Here is a 17,403-nt window from a genome sequence, read left to right as displayed (position 1 = left end):
GCTGTTCAAATTCGTTCCAGACGAATTTGTGTTTGTCCAAAGAAAAGTACCCAAAAGAAAGGACACCCCATGCCGCTTGGCTCACTCGGCACATCCATGTGCCTCGCCCTGCGGGTGCTCGGCGCGGCAACAGGGGGATAAAACCCGTCGCGGGATTGAAAGTGGATGGATATTTTGAGGGTGGCGAGAATTTGTAGGATATGCCGACGATAGGAGCCGCATCGTTTGATCGACGCGTATCATTTTGAATGTACATCACATCAACCAGGTTAGGCAAACGTGAAAGTAATTTGTTTTTTTTCAATGTTTTTGTTGTTTATGCCAGTCGCATATGCAAAACCATGGGACATAACTGAAGAGATGCTTCAGGAGATGGTACAAGTTATGCCGGTGTTCGAAGAGCGGATGGCGGGCCAAATGGGTTGTCCAAGTCAATCTAAGGGTACTAGGATAGAAAATCAAAAAGGGTTTAACTTCGAAGTTACCTTTTTAGACGATACTTGTACCAATGACTTATTTTTTAGTCGTGAGGCAATAATTGATAAATTCAAACTGTTACTTCAGTGGCGAGAGATGGCATCGTGGTTTCAGCGAGGATTCTTTTTTAACTATATATATAAAGATAAGAATAATAAAATACTCGCTGAAATGAAAGTGGATAGGGAGGCTCTTTTCGGAAAGCCAATTTCTATTTTCCATGAAGAAGAAAGTGGGCCACAATTTATTATTGATGTAGGTGATCAAAGAATTAGCCTAAATTCATTCGGATTGCCAATTACTGATTTGATTGTTCCTGGAAAGCCTGTAAGCGAGAAATATTGCGATATTGAGTTCAAGCAGGAGCGAAGTTTTTTTGTGAGTGATAACGTGTCATTGGTTTTTTCTGTAATTCAACTTTCAGAGAATTGGCCGGTTGAAGATCAGTTGCGTTGCATGAATGTTGGTGACTTTGATTTGATATTTTCAGGTAAAAATTTTAAAGACTTTAGGGTTCTAAAGGCGCCGGCAGATAAATTTGTCTCGGATGACATGAATTTAGTTTTTAAGGTTGTTGACAAGACAAAAGCAAATAATGAGGTAATTTGGGTTGCTTTTTCAAGGCTTTTAGGGAATCGAAAGGCTGTGTATTTTGGATTTGGTGGTCCAGCAAACGAAAGTACGGAACAATTGATAAAAAGCATTATGGACTCCGTACGCATTAATAATATTGACGATAAAGCTAATTAGATATGTAAGGTGGGTGCGATTTATCCAGAAAAGAATGTACTGAGTGAATACGAAGCGCATCGCTCCGAACGATGCACCTCATGTTGTTCGGCACATCCTATGAAGGGTTGTCTGATTTGCAGCCATTAAGGAATGGTAAATCGGTCAATTCTGGAGATGGTTTTCGTCCCTTATGCCGCGCCGAGCACCCGAGGGTTTGAGCGGATTTGCCAGTAGGGGCGATGCAGGGATGCATCGCGTTTTACGTAAGGGCTGGGAAGTCCCTTCGGAAAACCCCGCTCAAACCTGAGGAGCGCAGGGAACAAGCGGCATCCGGGTGTCGTTTCTTTTGGACACTTTTCTTTGGATAAGCAAAGAAAAGTATCTCGGTTGTCGGTCCGACAAATCGGCAGGATAGCCGATTTGCATGCGGAGCACCCGCAGGGCGAAACACATGGATGTGTTTCGTGAAACCGACGTTAAAACACCGTCGCGATAGCGACACAAAAACAAAGATTTAATGCTGGGTTTCACTTCGTTTTACCCAGCCTACATTTTAAAAACTTAGGTGACTAAACGTATGCTCAGCATCAAAAATCTCCACGTAACCATTAACGACAAACCGATACTAAAGGGCCTGACCTTGGACATCAACCCAGGCGAAGTCCATGCCGTCATGGGCCCCAACGGCGCCGGCAAGAGTACCTTGTCGCACGTGCTGTCCGGCAAGCCGGGTTATGAAGTCACTGCCGGCAGCGTGACCTATAACGGCAAGGATTTGCTGGACATGGCCCCGGAAATTCGTGCCCGCGAAGGCGTGTTTCTGGCGTTTCAATATCCGGTCGAGATTCCCGGCGTCAGCAATATTTATCTGCTCAAAGCGGCGTTGAACGCGATGCGCAGGCATCGCGGCTTGCCGGAGGTCGATGCGATGGACTTTCTGACCTTGGTGAAAGGTAAGGTCAAATTGCTGCAGATGGACGAGAAGTTCTTGTATCGTGCGGTCAACGAAGGCTTTTCAGGCGGCGAGAAGAAACGTAACGAAATTCTGCAGGCGGCGATCCTGGAGCCGAATTTGTGCATCCTCGATGAAACCGATTCCGGTTTGGACATCGACGCATTGCGCATCGTCTCCGAAGGCGTCAATTCCTTGCGTAACGCCGAACGCTCCTTCCTGATGATTACGCACTACCAACGCTTGCTCGATTACGTTAAACCCGACGTGGTGCATGTGCTGGCGGACGGCAAGATCGTTAAATCCGGCGGGCCGGAGCTGGCGCTGGAATTGGAAGAAAAAGGCTACAGTTGGCTGGAAGGGCAGGCGGCATGATGAGCAAAACAACCCACGATCCGTATTTGACGGCCTATCCGGCCTTGGCCGATAGTTTGCCCGGTCGGGAGCTACCGTGGTTGCAAACGCTTCGCGGCGAAGCTTTGCAAGCGTTCGGCGAACGCGGTTTTCCCGGTCACCGCGAGGAAGAATGGCGCTATACCGACCTGTCGGCGTTGAGCAAAACCGTGTTCGCGCCGACGACCGGTCAAGCGGTCGACGTCGCATGGTTGAGTCAATATCGGCTGGAAGATGCCATCAGCGTGGTCTTGGTTAACGGCCGCTTCGCGGCGGACCTGTCGTGCATCGACGCCGATGCCGGCGCGGTGACCGTGTCGAGTCTCAAGGATTTGTTGACCGAAACCCCGGCGGTGTTGGAAGGGAGATTGGGTCAGGCGGTGACGACAGCCGAGCACAGCTTGGTGGCGTTCAATAACGCCTGGTTCGGCGATGGTGTCGTGATTGAAGTCGCGGCGAAGCAGGCGCTCGACAAACCGCTGCAGATTCTGCACGTCGTGACCGAAACGAACGCGTTGGCAGCGACGCGCAACCTGATCATCGTTAACGACCGGGCGGACGCCGTTTTTATCGAAACCTATGTCGGCAGCGTAGACAGTTATTTCAGTGCCTCGGTCAACGAGTGTCTGCTGGGGCGCAACGCCGGCTTGACGCTGTACAAGGTGCAACTGGAAGCCGAAAAAGCCCGGCATTTTGGCGGTACTTACGTCAAACAAGCGCCGGACAGCCGCTTTGTTCACCACAACTTTGCGCTCGGTAGCCTGTTGGCGCGGAGCGACATTCACAGCGATTTGGACAAAGCCTCGGAATGCACTTTAAATGGCTTGTTCGTCGCCAGCGGCCGCCAGCATCTGGACAACCATACCCGCATCAACCATTTGCAGCCGCACGGCATCAGCCGCGAATATTACAAAGGCGTGCTGGATAACAGGGCACGGGGCGTGTTTCAGGGCCGGGTGATTGTCGCCGAAGGCGCGCAACACACCGATTCGGATATGAATAATCGCAATCTGCTGTTATCCGCGGATGCAGAGGTGGATAGCAAACCGCAATTGGAGATTTACAACGACGACGTCAAGTGTTCGCACGGCGTGACGGTCGGCCAGTTGGAGGAAAAGTCGGTGTTCTATTTGCAATCGCGTGGTGTCGATGAGGCAACCGCGCGGAATATTTTGACCTTTGCGTTTGCCAACGAGATGGTCGATAAGGTCGAAAATGCCGAGTTGAAAGGTTTGTTGCTGAAAGAATTGTTACAGCGGTTTCCGGCGATCAGTTTATAAAATAGCCGCGACCGATACCCGAAGCGCCGGTAACGCCACCAAGTCGATGCTATCGGCGGTTGTCAGCACGGATTGATTCAGATAGTCGCCGTCTTGCGGTTGCCGATACACTTCCAGGCACTGGTCGATCAGGTTGACGATCCAGTATTCGCTAATACCGTGGGTGGCATACAGGCGCAGTTTTTGAGTGCGGTCGAAGCGCAAAGTGCTGTCGGAGACTTCGATCAGCAAGAGCACGTCGGCGGCGTTGGGATGGCGGGTGGTGTAGTCGTCGGTATCGGGTTTAACCAGAACCAGATCGGGTTCCGGTTCGGACAAGTCTCCGAGTTGGACTGGGCCTTGTACGCGAACTGTAACACCCTGGTTCCATAAGTGGGCAAAAATGCGATTTAAACGATCAACATGTCCTGCATGGTTAAATCCTATCGGTGACATGGTGAGAATTTCTCCTTCAATCAGTTCCAGTCGGCTTTCGGGCGGAAAAATGCCGGCTTCGCCCATGCGATGCCATTCGGCGATGTCGGTGAGGTGTTTTTGCGGAAAAACGGCGACCATAGTTTTATCCCATTTAGCGAATCGATCGGCTCGATTCTAGTGTGTAGTAATAACGAAATCAATTAAACCAAACAGTTAGCGATGAGCATATTTCCAGTAGAACAAGTCCGCGCCGATTTTCCTATCCTCGGCGAGAAAATTCGCAACAAGCCCTTGGTTTATCTGGACAACGCCGCCAGTTGCCAAAAACCGCAAGCGGTGATCGATGCCATCGTTCATACCTATAGTCGCGAATACGCCAACATCCATCGCGGCGTGCACACCTTAAGTGTCAAAGCCACGGATAAGTTTGAAGGTGCTCGGGAGAAAGTCAGGGCCTTCATCAACGCCAACAGCGACAAGGAGATTATCTTCGTGCGCGGCGCGACAGAAGCGATCAATTTGGTCGCGCAAAGTTACGGCAAGTCGCAATTGAACGCCGGCGACGAGATCGTCATCAGCGCGATGGAGCATCACGCCAATATCGTGCCTTGGCAGATGCTGTGCGAGCAGATCGGCGCGATGTTGAAAGTCGCGCCGATGGACCAAGCCGGCGAATTGCTGTTCGACGAATTCGAAAAGTTGCTGAACGCCAAGACCAAACTGGTGGCGATTACTCAAATGTCCAATGCGCTGGGCACGATCAATCCGGTCGAAAACATCATCGCCGCCGCCCACGCCAGAAACATTCCGGTATTGCTCGACGGCGCGCAGGCGATTCCGCACATGGCGGTGGATGTGCAAGCGTTGGACTGCGATTTTTACGTATTCTCCGGCCATAAGCTATACGGGCCGTCCGGCGTCGGCGTGCTGTACGGCAAGCAAGCCTTGCTGGAAGCGATGCCGCCGTACCAGGGCGGCGGGGATATGATACGCACCGTCACCTTCGAAAAAACCACTTACGCCGGCTTGCCGCATAAGTTCGAGGCCGGCACGCCGGCCATCGCCGAAATCATTGGTTTGGGGGCGGCCATTGATTACGTCGCGGCGGTCGGCGTTGCCAATATCGCGGCTTACGAAACCGAGCTGCTGGCTTATGCCACCGAACAGGCGCAACAAATCAAGGGTTTAAACATCATCGGTCAGGCGGCCCACAAGGGCGGCATCTTATCGTTCACGCTGGATAGGATTCACCCGCACGACATCGGCACCATGCTGGACAGTTTGGGCATTGCGATACGCGCGGGTCATCATTGCGCGATGCCGGTGATGGACTTTTACGGCGTGCCGGCCACGGCGCGCGCCTCGTTCGCCATGTACAATACCCGCCAAGAAATCGACGTATTGATGCAAGGCATCAAATCCTTAATAGAGGTGTTTGGCTAATGTTTGAAGACTTACGCGACCTATACCAAGAGGTCATATTCGACCACAACCGTAATCCGCGCAACTTCCGCATCATGGAAGAGGCCAATCGGCGGGTGGATGGTTTTAACCCTTTGTGCGGCGACAAGTTGACGCTGTTTTTGAAAATCGGTGACGATCGTGTGATTCAGGACGCCAGCTTTCAAGGCTCCGGTTGCGCGATTTCCACCGCGTCGGTGTCTTTGATGACCGAAATCATCAAGGGTTTGACCGAAGACGAGGCCGAAGCCTTGTTCAAGCAATTCCACGAAATGACCACCGGCAAGACCGAAGACATCAATCTGGAAGCGATCGGCAAGCTGGCGGTATTGGCCGGCGTCCGGGAATATCCGGCGCGGGTCAAATGCGCGACGCTGGCCTGGCATACGCTGGATGCGGCGTTGAAGAACGAGCGGGAAGCGGTTTCGACCGAGTAAACCGTGTTGAGGTTCGGTCCGGGTTGCGGGAATCGCCTTGGCTTGGCGTTGCTGTCATGACTCAGCTGGCCGTGATAGCCGGCAACCAGCGCTCGGCGGCCTTGGCCGAGCGGTTGAACGTTGATTTGTTGGATTTCGACGCCGCTAACTTGGACGCCGCGGAATTTTTTCTGGCTTATCGGGACGGTTGCCTGATGCTACTCGACCGGCAAACCCTGAAAAAAGGCGGGCTGACCGTCGAAATCGATCCGCGCCCCGGCGAGCAGCATTCCTATCCGGCGCCGAAAAAAGACCTGCTGGCCCAGGCCATCGGCAAGAAAACCCACACCGTGGTTGATGCTACCTGCGGTTGGGCGCAAGACAGTCTGGCCTTGTTTCGGATGGGTTATCAAGTGACTTGCATCGAGCGTTCGCCGGTGATGGCGGCCTTGATTCAGGACGGCTTCGAGCGGCTGGCGCAAAAAGATTGGGTGCGACGGCGCGAACTCTCGCCCCCGACGTTATTGATAGGCAACGCGATCGCATTGCTGGCCGATCTTCCGGAAGCGCCGGACTGTATCTATCTCGATCCGATGTTCCCAGCCAAGAAAAAGCAGAGCGCGGCCACGCGTAAATCCATGGCGATCCTGCGCGATATCTTGGGCGACGACCTGGATAGACAAGCCTTGTTCGATGCGGCATGGGCGGCAACCGGCAAGCGGGTCGTCGTCAAGAGCCCGGACCATGCCGAGCCGTTGGGCGGCAAACCAAGCCAAAGTTTTCAGGGTAAGTTGCTGCGTTACGATGTCTATTTGAAATGATGCGGTTTTGCGTAACCAATCTTCACCAACAGCGAGATTCGAGATGACGGAATGGATAGACGTGGTGGCGGAATCGGCGATGGCCGACCGCGAGCATGTGGTGGTCGATATCGACGGCGACGACGTGGCGGTCTTTAAAATCGACGGTCGGTTTTACGCGATTGCCGATGTGTGTACCCACGACGGAGCCGAAATCGCCAGCGGCGAGCTGGACGGCGATGAGATCGTTTGTCCTCGCCATGGCGCCCGGTTTTGCGTCAAGACTGGCCAAGTCAAATGCGCGCCGGCTTACGAAGATGTCGAGACCTTCCCGGTCAGGATAGTCGGCGGCGTGGTGCAAGTCAGCCGCCGGGACTGACCGGCGGCGCGGCCGGCTCGGTTTTTTCACCGGTGTTGCTCTTCGAATCCGGATGGTCGAACACGTTGTTGAAGTTAAAGCCTTCGTCGATCGAGCTCATGTCGGCGATGATTTTTCGGCTTAGCGGTTCCAGGGCCATACTGGAGTAGGTGGCCGTTCGCATTAGATTCTCGGTCTGGGTTTGCTTGGTCTTATATTGGCTGTAAAACGCGAACATCAGCGCGGCGATACCGGTCACGGTGGTTTGCATGATCGGCGATTGCAGCCAGGGCCAGTGTTGTTCCCGGCTCTTGAACATCACGCCCAGCGCCGGCCATAGGAAAACCGCGATCGCAGCGGTCACGGATAAGCCGAAAAATAGCGAATTCCAAGCTTTGTAGCTTCTGGCCTTGATATACAAGTCGTAGATCAGGATCAATTTTTTCTCTTCGTCGCTACCGGCTTTCAGTTGGACGGCATCGGCCCGGCAGGCGGAAATTTTGGCGTAGTTCATTAGCAGCCCGGCACTGCTCTGATTCGGCGACAGAATGCCGATCAATTCCCGGTTATCGCAGTTTTCCGACGCGCAGCCGGTCAGCAACAGCAACAGCAACAGCAACAGCAACAGCAAAAGGCAGGGTAGCGTGGACTTCGACATGGTGGGCTCCGTTAAGCTATCGTGGCCGATTGTGGCACATTCGGGCGACTTTACCCTTTCCGTGTTGGCGATGTCGGTCTGAATTTCAAAACCGGTTTGCCCGTCCGCGGTTAACCTTGTAACCTGTTCGCCCGTTTCAAACTCCCTTTAGATTTGCCATGCACCACTTGATTTGGAATATCGACCCGATTCTGTTCGATATCGGCTTTGTGAAAATTCGCTGGTACGGCCTGATGTTTGCGATGGGCTTCGTCGGCAGCTTCTTGACGATGCAGTGGATGTACCAACGCGAGGGTAAGAATGTCGAAGAACTGGACACGCTGCTGTGGTACATGGTGATCGCGACGATACTCGGGGCCAGGTTGGGTCACACGTTGCTGTACGACCCGGCCTACTATTTGTCGCACCCATTGAAAATTCTGGCGATCTGGGAAGGCGGTTTGGCTAGCCACGGCGCGACGCTGGGCATCATATTGGCCTTGTACTTGTACCGGCGCCGTTACGGCGACGGATTCTTTTGGTTGCTGGATCGGGTCAGTATTCCGACCGCATTGGCCGGCGCGCTAATTCGCATCGGCAATTTTTTTAACTCGGAAATTCTCGGCACGCCCAGCGAACAGCCGTGGGCAGTGGTGTTCAGCCGGATCGATCCGCTGCCGAGGCATCCGGTGCAACTCTACGAAGCGGCCTGCTATTTGGCGATTTACGCGATCTGTTTGACGATTTATCGCAAGCATGCCGACAAGCCAGGCTTCTCGTTCGGTTGCTTTTTGACGCTGTTGTTCAGCGTGCGCTTTGGATTGGAATATTTCAAAACCGAGCAGGCGATGTACGAGACTGCGTGGGCTATCACCACCGGTCAACTGTTGAGCATTCCGTTTGTGCTGGCCGGGGTGGCGTGTATCGTCTGGAGTCTGAAAAACCGCAAAGCCATCGCGGCGGCGTAATCGTTTACAATAACCGGTTTTTTAACGCGGAGACCCCAGGCTTCGGTCAGGGTTTTAATAGTTGATGCTAGAAATTAATCCTATCAAATACAAGATTGCCGATTTGCGCGAACGCACCGCCGGGCTGAAAACCTATCTGGATTTCGATACCAAAAGCGAGCGGCTGGTCGAAGTATTGCGGGAACTGGAAGACCCGGCCATTTGGAACAAGCCCGAGCAAGCGCAGGCGATGGGCAAGGAAAGGGCGATGCTGGAAGGCATCGTCAATACCATCAAGGACCTGGAGCAAGGGCTGAACGACGCCGAAGAATTATTGGCGATGGCGGTCGAGGAAAACGACGAAGACACCGTCGAAACCGTCGCTACCGATCTGGAAACTTACGAGAAACAAGTCGCCGGTCTGGAATTCCAGCGTATGTTCGCCGGGGAAATGGACCCGAACAATGCGTTTTTGGACATTCAGGCCGGTTCCGGCGGCACCGAGGCGCAGGATTGGGCCTCGATGATAGAACGCATGTATTTGCGCTGGGGCGAGGCCAAGGGCTTCAAGACCGAACTGATCGAAGAATCGCCGGGCGATGTGGCCGGCATCAAGAGCGCGACGATCAAATTCGAAGGTCCTTACGCCTTCGGCTGGTTGCGCACCGAAACCGGCGTTCACCGCTTGGTACGCAAATCGCCGTTCGACTCCGGCAACCGCCGCCACACCTCGTTTGCGTCGGTGTTCGTATCGCCGGAAATCGACGACGACATCGAAATCGACATCAACCCGGCCGATTTGCGCATCGACGTGTACCGCGCTAGCGGCGCCGGTGGCCAGCACGTCAATAGAACCGAATCGGCGGTGCGGATCACCCATAATCCCAGCGGCATCGTCACCCAGTGCCAAAGTGATCGTTCGCAGCACAAGAACAAAGACACCGCGATGAAGCAGCTGAAAGCCAAGCTGTACGAGATGGAAATGCTGAAACGCAACGAAGGTTTACAGGCGATCGAAGACTCCAAATCCGACATCGGCTGGGGCAGCCAGATTCGTTCCTATGTGCTGGACCAATCGCGGATCAAGGATCTGCGCACCAATGTCGAAACCGGCAATACCCAGGCGGTTCTGGACGGCGCGCTGGATCAGTTTATCGAAGCCAGCTTGAAAAGCGGCTTGTAAATTCGATTGTAACGGTTGGAGGTCACATGAAAGGTTTGCAACGGATAACGTTCGATCCTGCGGTGATGGGCGGCAAGCCCTGTTTACGCGGTCTAAGAGTGACAGCCGGAATGCTGGTGGGTTTGGTCGCCTGCGGCTATTCGACCGAACAGATATTGGAGTTGTACCCGTATCTGGAAGCCGAGGATATTACTGAAGCCTTACGTTTTGCTGCCTGGCGAGCGGAGGAACTCGAGTTACCCTTGAACGCCGCGTGAAAATATTATTGGACATGAATTTGTCACCGGCGTGGACAAGCGTGCTAAACGAGGCTGGATTCGAAGCCTTTCACTGGTCCACGGTTGGTCCTGCGGATGCTCCGGATGCCGAACTATTTAACTGGGCCAGGGAAAACGAAGCTGTGGTATTTACCCATGATTTGGATTTTGGCGTGTTGTTGGCGTTGACCGGTGCGGTCGCGCCAAGCGTATTTCAAATTCGCACCCAAGATATTTCACCCAAAGTACTCGGGCCGAGAGCTGTGGAATTGTTGAGCCGATTCAACGCCGAGCTTGATAACGGTGCTTTGATCGTTGCGGACGAATTACGCGAAAGAGTCAGATTGTTGCCTTTAAGTCGCTAAATTCGACCGTATTTATTTTTAATTAGTATTTTTGAAAATGTCAGAACTCGAACACGACGAACAGGAACAGATTAGACAGCGCCGCGAGAAATTATCGGCGCTACGAGAAGAAGGTATTGCTTTTCCGACCGATTTTCGCCGCAATGTGGTGGCGGGCCAATTGTTGGCCGAATACGGCGATAAATCCGAGGAAGAGCTGCTGGCCGAGCCGATTCGGGTCAAGATCGCCGGACGGATGATGACCCGCCGGATCATGGGCAAGGCCAGTTTCTGCCATTTGCAGGACATGTCCGGGCAAATCCAGGCCTACGTCGCGCGCGATAATTTGCCGGAAGGCGTTTACAACGATCAGTTCAAAAAGTGGGACATCGGCGACATCCTGGGGGCCGAAGGGGTTTTGTTCAAAACCAAGACCGGCGAACTCAGCGTCAAGGTCGATGACATTCGCCTGCTGACCAAGGCGTTGCGGCCTTTGCCGGAAAAATTTCACGGCATCGCCGATCAGGAGATCAAATACCGCCAGCGATATCTGGATTTGATCATGAGCGACGAGACTCGCAAGACCTTCCTGATGCGTTCGAAGATCGTCAATTACATCCGCGAATTTTTGATCGCTCGCGATTTCCTGGAAGTGGAAACGCCGATGATGCAGGTGATTCCCGGCGGAGCCACCGCGCGGCCGTTTACCACCTTCCACAACGCGCTGGATATGGAATTGTATTTGCGCATCGCGCCGGAGCTGTATCTGAAACGGCTGGTGGTCGGCGGTTTCGAGCGGGTGTTCGAGATCAACCGCAACTTCCGCAACGAAGGCCTTTCGACCCGGCACAATCCGGAATTCACGATGATGGAGTTCTACCAAGCCTACGCCGAATACGGCGACCTGATGGATTTGACCGAAGCCTTGCTGAAAGGCATCGCCGAAGACGTGGTCGGCAACAGCATCATCGAATACCAGGGCGATCGATACGATTTCGGCCAGCCGTTCGCGCGGATGACGGTGCTGGAATCCATCCTGCATTTCAACCCCGAATTGACCTTGGCTGACCTGAGCACCCGCGAAGCGGCCGTGAAAGTCGCGGAAAATCTGAAGATTCCGGTCAAGGACAGTTACGGCCTGGGCAAGGTGCAAATCGAGATTTTCGAAAAAACCGTCGAGCATCGTTTGATGAATCCGACCTTCATTACCGCCTATCCGGTCGAAGTATCGCCGCTGGCGCGCCGTAACGACAGCGATCCGCACGTTACCGACCGTTTCGAGTTTTTCGTCGGCGGCCGCGAAATCGCCAACGGCTTCACCGAGTTGAACGACGCCGAAGACCAAGCCGAACGCTTTCAGAAGCAGGTCGAGGAAAAAGAAGCCGGCGACAACGAAGCCATGCATTTCGACGCCGATTACATCACCGCGCTGGAACACGGCATGCCGCCGACCGCCGGCGAGGGCATCGGCATCGATCGGCTGGTGATGCTGTTCACCAACTCACCGAGCATCCGCGACGTGCTGTTATTCCCGCACATGCGTCCGAAACACTGATGCGGGACTATCCCCGCGCCAATTGACTTAGAGAGATTTATGACTGTAGATGCCAGCCAGTTTAAAGACGCGCTGAAATTGTGGGCCAGCGGCGTCACCGTGGTGACCACCGCCGACCGCAGCGGCCAACTTAAAGGTATGACCGCGACCGCGTTCAGCAGCGTTTCGATGGAACCGCCGCAAATCCTGGTGTGTTTGAATCAACGCACCGATACCGGCAACGGTTTGCTGGAAAGTCGGTTTTTCGGCGTGAATATCCTGACCCGCGAGCAGGAAGCGGTCTCAAACCAGTTTGCCGGCAATACCACCCAAGCCGAACGCTTCGCGGCGGTGCCTTGGGTCGCCGGACAAACCGGGGTACCGTTGCTCAGCGAGTCTCTGGCGTCGCTGGAATGTCGCGTCGTTCAACAAATACAAGCCGGCAGCCACTGGATCGTGGTCGGCGAGGTCGAGCGCGCGATTTGTCGGCAGGGCGATCCGCTGTTGTATTACAGCGGCGGTTATCGCGGTTTGGACAAATGACGTTGCAATTGTCGTGTTTACGACAAAACCTTTTGTAGATTGTCGTTAAATTTCACTTTGTCGGATAAGCCCCCGAGATGAACGGACAAAAACCTTAAGCAATTCAAGTCTATTAAGTTGGCTTTTTTTTTGCTTATAGGTGCTTGGATTAGTATCCAAAGTCAGATTCATTACGGAGTTATTCATGACGACCATTAAAGTGATAAAAGAGTTTTCCGAAAAAGCCCGCGCCGATTCGGAACTGGGCGAGAAATTAAAAGCCGCGTTAAAGATTAAGGAATTGATCGCATTGGGTAAGGAATACGGCTTTGAAATCGACGAAGTCTTGTTGTACCCGCCCAACGAACCGCAATTTACCGAAGATCAGTTGTCCGAGCGTTTGGTAAAAGCCTTGTTGCGGGCTTAATCCGTGCGGCGGACCGCTCCACCGTCGGTGGAGCGGTCCGCCTTCCTAGCTCGACCCCCGTCGTATTTTCCCAGCTACTTCCCGCCCGTTTTTCGAAAATCCGCTCCCCGGCGCTAAACTATGCGTTTGCCCGACTGGAGTGCCTGCCGCAATGTTTCACGCTAACGCCAAACCCCGCTTGATGGGGATACTCAATGTCACGCCCGATAGTTTTTCCGACGGCGGCCGATTTACCGGCTTGGCGGCGGCGATCCGCCAAGCGGAAACCATGTTGGAAGAGGGCGCAGACATCATCGACATCGGCGGCGAATCCACTCGTCCCGGTTCCGAACCGGTCAGTGCCGACGAGCAAATCCGCCGGGTCGTGCCGGCAATCGGCGCGATCGCGAAGTTGGGCCGGCCGGTAACCATCAGCATCGATACGATGCTCGCGCCGGTCGCTGCCGCCGCGCTGGATGCCGGCGCCGAGTGGATCAACGACGTGTCCGGCGGACTCGGCGATCCGTGCATGCTCGATCTGGCCGCCGAGCGCGGCGCGTCGATCATCTTGATGCACATGCAAGGCACGCCCAAGACGATGCAGGACGCGCCGCATTATCAGGACGTGGTTGGCGAAGTCGAGACCTTCCTGAAGCAGCGCGTCGACGCGGCGTTGGCGGCCGGCATTCCGCGCGAAAACATCGCCATCGATCCGGGCATCGGCTTCGGCAAGCGCAAACAGGACAATCTGGCGCTGCTGGCCCACCTCGACCGTTTTGTCGCGCTCGGCTGGCCGGTGCTGCTAGGCACCAGCCGTAAGCGCTTCATGGGCGGCATTTGCAATGTCGAACAGCCCGCCGAACTGGTCACGGCGACCGCAGTGACCACCGCGTTGGGCGTGATGGCCGGCGTGCAACTGTTCAGAGTCCACGACGTCAAGGCCAACCGCCAGGCATTGGACGTGGCTTGGGCGATCAAGCAAGCGCGTTGAACGAACTGCACCCGCGTTTGCGGGCCTTAGCCGACCAATTCGCGCCGACGCCGTTACAGCGGATCGCCGATCCGGCCTGGAGCGCGCGCGGCGTGTCGTTGTCGATCAAGCGCGACGATTTGCTGCATCCGGTGATATCCGGGAACAAATGGCGCAAGCTCAAATACCCGCTGAATGATGCCCTGCGGCGCGGCGCCGATACCATCGTCAGCATGGGCGGCGCCTATTCCAACCACTTGCACGCCTTGGCCTATGCCGGCCGCGAGTTGGGACTGAAGACCGCCGCCTTTGTGCGCGGCGAGCGTCCGGCGCGGCTGAATCCGACCTTGCTTGACTTGCTGGAATGGGGCATGGAACTGCGCTTTGTGTCGCGCGAAGAATACCGGGGCTTGCGCGCGTATCGGGAATGGCACGACCCGCCGGATAAGCGGTCTGGGCAATATTGGCTCCCCGAAGGCGGTGCTGGCGAATTGGCCTGGCGCGGCGTGGCCGAAGCGGTCGCGGAAATCGATGTGCCTTACGACCTACTGGCACTGGCTTGCGGCACCGGCACCACGTTGGCCGGCGCGGTCGGCGCGGTGGAGCCCGGCGTGGAGATTGTCGGCGTACCGGCCTTAAAAGGCGGCGAGTTTTTGTACCGCGACATCCGCGAACTGTTGTCCGTTCAAGGCCGGCCCGATAGTGGTGGTTGGCGCTTGTGGCTAGATTACCATTTCGGCGGCTTCGCTCGAACCACGCCGGAACTGCTGGCGTTTATCGCGGCGTTCGAAGCCCGGCATGGCGTCGAGCTGGAGCCGGTATACACCGGAAAATTGCTGTACGCAGTCTACGACAGACTGCAAGCGGGCGATTTTCAGGCCGGCCAGCACATCGTGGTCTGGCATAGCGGCGGCTTGCAGGGCAAGTGCGGGACACGCTAAACCCGGATTGGAGTCTGTCCCCAAAATAGCGATAATACCGCCGCCGATAACAATAACGACAGGTGGCAACATGGCAGCGCAGACTCTTCCGGTTTCCGGGCAATCCGCCGGCATGGTGGTGTCTTTCCGTTTTTTATTGAGCCTGTACGGCATCGTGCCGATCTGCCTGATCGCGCTCGGCCTGGATAGCTGGCTGTTCGACCACGCCTTGCGCGATGCGCTGCCCAGCAGCCCTAGCCACTTTTTGCTGTTTCAAGTCTTGTTCGGCACCCCGCACATCGTCGCCAGCAATCTGCTGTTAGTCAGCCACGCCGATTATTTGAAAACTTTCCAACGCAAGCTGTTGGGAATGAGCGCCTTCATCGTGCTGTTCTTCGGCGTCGGCAGTTTGTTCATACCCTACCGGGTGCTGTATCTGATCAGCGCCTGCTGGACCGTCTATCACGTGTTGAAACAACAGCACGGCATCGCCAAGGCGGTCTGCCGCTTGCCGGTTTGGGCGTTTTATCTGCAACTGTGGCTCAGCGTGACGGCGGGCATCTTCACCTACATCGGTATTTTCATGAAGAACAGCCTGGCGCCGGAGCAGGCCGCGTTGATTCTGCAAATCGCCACGGCGTTGACGGCCGCGTTGCTGGCGGCGACTTGGATCTGCCAGCGCTACGTCGCCAGCCGCTTGGGCTGGTATTTTCTGTGGACCAACACCTTGTTGGTGGTCGCCAGTTGGTTTGTGTACAGCCAGCAGTATTACTTTTTGGCGATTCTGATGCCGCGCTTGGTGCATGACATCACCGCCTACAGTTTTTACGCGACCCACGACGTCAACCGCCACGCCGGCCACCCGCAGAATGCGCTGTTTCGCTTGACCGAAGCTTGCCGGCTGCCGGCCGTCGCGGTGCTGCCGCTGTTGTCGTTCGCATTGACTTACTGGCTACAGGTCCACGGCGACGCTGCCGTCAACCTGATCTTGCAAACGCTGTTTTCGACTCAGGTCTATAAAGCCGCCACGCTGGGCATCGTCGGCTATCTGGCCTTGATGCATTACTACACCGAAGCCTTCATCTGGTCGGCCGGCTCGCCGCTACGGCGCTATATCCGCTTTGGCCGAGTGTCGTGATTAGCGCGGCGCTAGACGCATGGTTATAAGGCATGTCGGCGCTCAAACTCAGTAAAACGGTAATGGCCAAAAAAATGCACACCAGCAGGGCTTCGCTTAGATCGATTGCTGGACGAAGAAGATACCCGTTTGACCTTGACCATCTTGGCGTCGCCGCCGCTCTCGGTAAAAAGGTAAAAATAGAGTTAGAATCTGTGCAACTATTCAGCGCGAAGTAAAAACCCCCTCTCCCGACGGAGTGGGGGTGAACACTTCGATGTCAGCTATGCCGTTCGCTGAGCGGAGTCGAAGCGAAATCGCTGGCTTCGGCTCCGCTCAGCCAGCGGCTTACATTGACTGTAACCGCTGAACTTGACGCCATTGGTAACCACCTTCTCCCAAACGGCCTCTGAATAGTTACGAATCTGTGTGAATTTGGGTGAATTGGGCCGTAGCGGTAGGCTCAAAACCGGCCAAAATCCGTCAGACGAAACGAAAGTGCCTATGACAAATGTCCAGCCAAAAGCAGGCGTAGAGTGTGGTGAGTTTACGAACCGCACAAATCGCGAACGATGCGCTTCACGCTGTTCAGCACATCCTACGTCCCTAAATCACAATAGAGGCAGCAGCATGATGACACTCAATATCGACGACGACACGGCAAACCTGCTCCGCCAGTTGTCCGAGCAGGAACACGTCAGCCCCGCGCAACTGATCAAAAATCTCCTTAGTGATTACCTCGAAGACTTGGCCGATGTGGCTGCCGCCGATACGGCGTTAGCGGAATTGACGAGCGGTAAGGACAATACGATCAGCTTGGCGGAATGGGAGCAGCAACTCGATGCCTTGGAGCGTTAGGCTTAAAACTGGCGCCGCCAAAGCCATCAACAAGCTGGACAAACCGGTCCGCGACAGAATCAAAGCCTTTCTCGATCAGTTAGCCGAACAAGATAATCCGCGCATTAACGGCAAAGCCTTACAAGGCAAATCGTCCGCATACTGGCGCTATCGGGTTGGCGACTACCGTTTGATTTGCCAGATTCAAGACGACGAATTAATCGTTTTGCTCGTCGAATTGGGCCATCGAAAAGAGATTTATCGAGACAAGCATTAATCGCCCCACTATCTTATTTTGAAAGCCGAAACAAAGTGCCTATGGCAAATGTCCAGCCAAAAGCCGGCGTAGGGTGTGGTGAGTTTTCGAGCCGCACCAATCGTGAACGATGCGGTGCACGTTGTTTACCGCATCCTACGGCCCTTGTGTTCTCTATTCCTCAGAA

At 54.7% G+C, this 17,403-nt stretch carries 21 protein-coding genes; 19 read left to right on the top strand and 2 right to left on the bottom strand.

From position 1 onward, the window contains the following. The first annotated feature begins 279 nt into the window (after nt 1-279). The 3 genes from ACQE3D_RS13585 (at nt 280) to sufD (ending at nt 3,834) form a co-directional block, all read left to right on the top strand. On the top strand, nt 280-1,227 hold the full coding sequence (locus tag ACQE3D_RS13585; RefSeq protein ID WP_313730101.1) for a hypothetical protein: 948 nt from the start codon (nt 280-282) through the stop codon (nt 1,225-1,227). Between the two features lie 559 nt (nt 1,228-1,786). Next, entirely contained in the window at nt 1,787-2,536 is a 750-nt protein-coding gene (gene sufC, locus ACQE3D_RS13580; RefSeq protein ID WP_071158218.1) for a Fe-S cluster assembly ATPase SufC, read from the top strand. After that, nucleotides 2,536-3,834, top strand: a complete 1,299-nt coding sequence (gene sufD, locus ACQE3D_RS13575) for a Fe-S cluster assembly protein SufD (RefSeq protein ID WP_409521122.1) — start codon at nt 2,536-2,538, stop codon at nt 3,832-3,834. Before sufC ends, sufD begins: the two co-directional genes overlap by 1 nt. On the opposite strand, the gene ACQE3D_RS13570 is transcribed toward sufD, so the two are convergent. Then, nucleotides 3,829-4,335 (bottom strand): Uma2 family endonuclease, encoded by a 507-nt coding sequence (locus ACQE3D_RS13570; RefSeq protein WP_427501653.1) that lies wholly within the window; start codon nt 4,333-4,335, stop codon nt 3,829-3,831. The two genes, sufD and ACQE3D_RS13570, sit on opposite strands and share 6 nt — an antisense overlap. A 135-nt stretch (nt 4,336-4,470) precedes the next feature. Between ACQE3D_RS13570 and ACQE3D_RS13565 the strand changes: the two genes are divergently transcribed. Genes ACQE3D_RS13565 through ACQE3D_RS13550 form a run of 4 tightly spaced genes read left to right on the top strand, consistent with a single transcriptional unit; the run spans nt 4,471 to nt 7,307 of the window. Beyond that, nucleotides 4,471-5,694, top strand: coding sequence for a cysteine desulfurase (locus ACQE3D_RS13565; RefSeq protein ID WP_313730103.1), 1,224 nt, complete (start codon nt 4,471-4,473; stop codon nt 5,692-5,694). Beyond that, nucleotides 5,694-6,149 (top strand): Fe-S cluster assembly sulfur transfer protein SufU, encoded by a 456-nt coding sequence (gene sufU / locus ACQE3D_RS13560; protein ID WP_064030162.1) that lies wholly within the window; start codon nt 5,694-5,696, stop codon nt 6,147-6,149. The genes ACQE3D_RS13565 and sufU overlap by 1 nt, the downstream gene beginning before the upstream one ends. A 56-nt stretch (nt 6,150-6,205) precedes the next feature. Continuing rightward, on the top strand, nt 6,206-6,949 hold the full coding sequence (locus ACQE3D_RS13555; protein WP_313730104.1) for a class I SAM-dependent methyltransferase: 744 nt from the start codon (nt 6,206-6,208) through the stop codon (nt 6,947-6,949). A gap of 43 nt (nt 6,950-6,992) precedes the next feature. Continuing rightward, nucleotides 6,993-7,307 (top strand): non-heme iron oxygenase ferredoxin subunit, encoded by a 315-nt coding sequence (locus ACQE3D_RS13550; protein ID WP_064030166.1) that lies wholly within the window; start codon nt 6,993-6,995, stop codon nt 7,305-7,307. On the opposite strand, the gene ACQE3D_RS13545 is transcribed toward ACQE3D_RS13550, so the two are convergent. Continuing rightward, nucleotides 7,291-7,944, bottom strand: a complete 654-nt coding sequence (locus ACQE3D_RS13545) for a hypothetical protein (RefSeq protein WP_313730105.1) — start codon at nt 7,942-7,944, stop codon at nt 7,291-7,293. The genes ACQE3D_RS13550 and ACQE3D_RS13545 overlap by 17 nt on opposite strands. Nucleotides 7,945-8,102: 158 nt before the next feature. Here ACQE3D_RS13545 and lgt point away from each other — a divergent pair, with 158 nt between their 5' ends. The 12 genes from lgt to ACQE3D_RS13485 all read left to right on the top strand — a co-directional run bounded on the left by lgt (nt 8,103) and on the right by ACQE3D_RS13485 (nt 17,237). Then, a complete protein-coding gene (lgt, locus tag ACQE3D_RS13540; protein WP_064030170.1) occupies nt 8,103-8,891 on the top strand; it encodes a prolipoprotein diacylglyceryl transferase in 789 nt (262 codons plus the stop codon). 64 nt (nt 8,892-8,955) lie between these two features. Beyond that, nucleotides 8,956-10,053, top strand: a complete 1,098-nt coding sequence (gene prfB / locus ACQE3D_RS13535; protein ID WP_168029292.1) for a peptide chain release factor 2 — start codon at nt 8,956-8,958, stop codon at nt 10,051-10,053. 26 nt (nt 10,054-10,079) lie between these two features. Next, nucleotides 10,080-10,310 carry a DUF433 domain-containing protein gene (locus ACQE3D_RS13530; RefSeq protein ID WP_064030174.1) on the top strand — a complete coding sequence of 77 codons (231 nt, stop codon included), beginning with the start codon at nt 10,080-10,082 and terminating at the stop codon, nt 10,308-10,310. Continuing rightward, entirely contained in the window at nt 10,307-10,675 is a 369-nt protein-coding gene (locus tag ACQE3D_RS13525; RefSeq protein ID WP_313730106.1) for a DUF5615 family PIN-like protein, read from the top strand. Before ACQE3D_RS13530 ends, ACQE3D_RS13525 begins: the two co-directional genes overlap by 4 nt. Before the next feature lie 37 nt (nt 10,676-10,712). Next, complete coding sequence (gene lysS / locus ACQE3D_RS13520) at nt 10,713-12,209, top strand: lysine--tRNA ligase (protein WP_313730107.1); 1,497 nt, start codon at nt 10,713-10,715, stop codon at nt 12,207-12,209. A gap of 39 nt (nt 12,210-12,248) precedes the next feature. Beyond that, nucleotides 12,249-12,731, top strand: a complete 483-nt coding sequence (locus ACQE3D_RS13515; protein ID WP_313730108.1) for a flavin reductase family protein — start codon at nt 12,249-12,251, stop codon at nt 12,729-12,731. 184 nt (nt 12,732-12,915) lie between these two features. Further along, nucleotides 12,916-13,137 (top strand): Nif11-like leader peptide family natural product precursor, encoded by a 222-nt coding sequence (locus ACQE3D_RS13510; protein ID WP_064030184.1) that lies wholly within the window; start codon nt 12,916-12,918, stop codon nt 13,135-13,137. 151 nt (nt 13,138-13,288) lie between these two features. Then, nucleotides 13,289-14,107: a dihydropteroate synthase gene (gene folP, locus ACQE3D_RS13505; protein WP_313730109.1), complete on the top strand. Its 819-nt coding sequence runs from the start codon at nt 13,289-13,291 to the stop codon at nt 14,105-14,107. After that, nucleotides 14,083-15,027: a 1-aminocyclopropane-1-carboxylate deaminase/D-cysteine desulfhydrase gene (locus tag ACQE3D_RS13500; RefSeq protein ID WP_313730111.1), complete on the top strand. Its 945-nt coding sequence runs from the start codon at nt 14,083-14,085 to the stop codon at nt 15,025-15,027. The genes folP and ACQE3D_RS13500 overlap by 25 nt, the downstream gene beginning before the upstream one ends. A 70-nt stretch (nt 15,028-15,097) precedes the next feature. Then, the gene (locus tag ACQE3D_RS13495; protein ID WP_313730112.1) at nt 15,098-16,144 is read left to right on the top strand and encodes a hypothetical protein; all 1,047 of its coding nucleotides are present in this window, start codon (nt 15,098-15,100) and stop codon (nt 16,142-16,144) included. A 609-nt stretch (nt 16,145-16,753) separates the two neighbouring features. Further along, nucleotides 16,754-16,981 (top strand): DUF6290 family protein, encoded by a 228-nt coding sequence (locus tag ACQE3D_RS13490; RefSeq protein ID WP_313730113.1) that lies wholly within the window; start codon nt 16,754-16,756, stop codon nt 16,979-16,981. Next, complete coding sequence (locus ACQE3D_RS13485) at nt 16,965-17,237, top strand: type II toxin-antitoxin system RelE family toxin (protein ID WP_313730114.1); 273 nt, start codon at nt 16,965-16,967, stop codon at nt 17,235-17,237. The genes ACQE3D_RS13490 and ACQE3D_RS13485 overlap by 17 nt, the downstream gene beginning before the upstream one ends. Nucleotides 17,238-17,403 lie beyond the last annotated feature (166 nt).

Source organism: Methylomonas sp. MS20 (assembly GCF_050275925.1).
Taxonomy (GTDB): Bacteria; Pseudomonadota; Gammaproteobacteria; order Methylococcales; family Methylomonadaceae; genus Methylomonas; species Methylomonas koyamae_A.
Note: the sequence above shows the minus strand (reverse complement) of the source record. Positions and strands in the feature narration are given on the sequence as shown.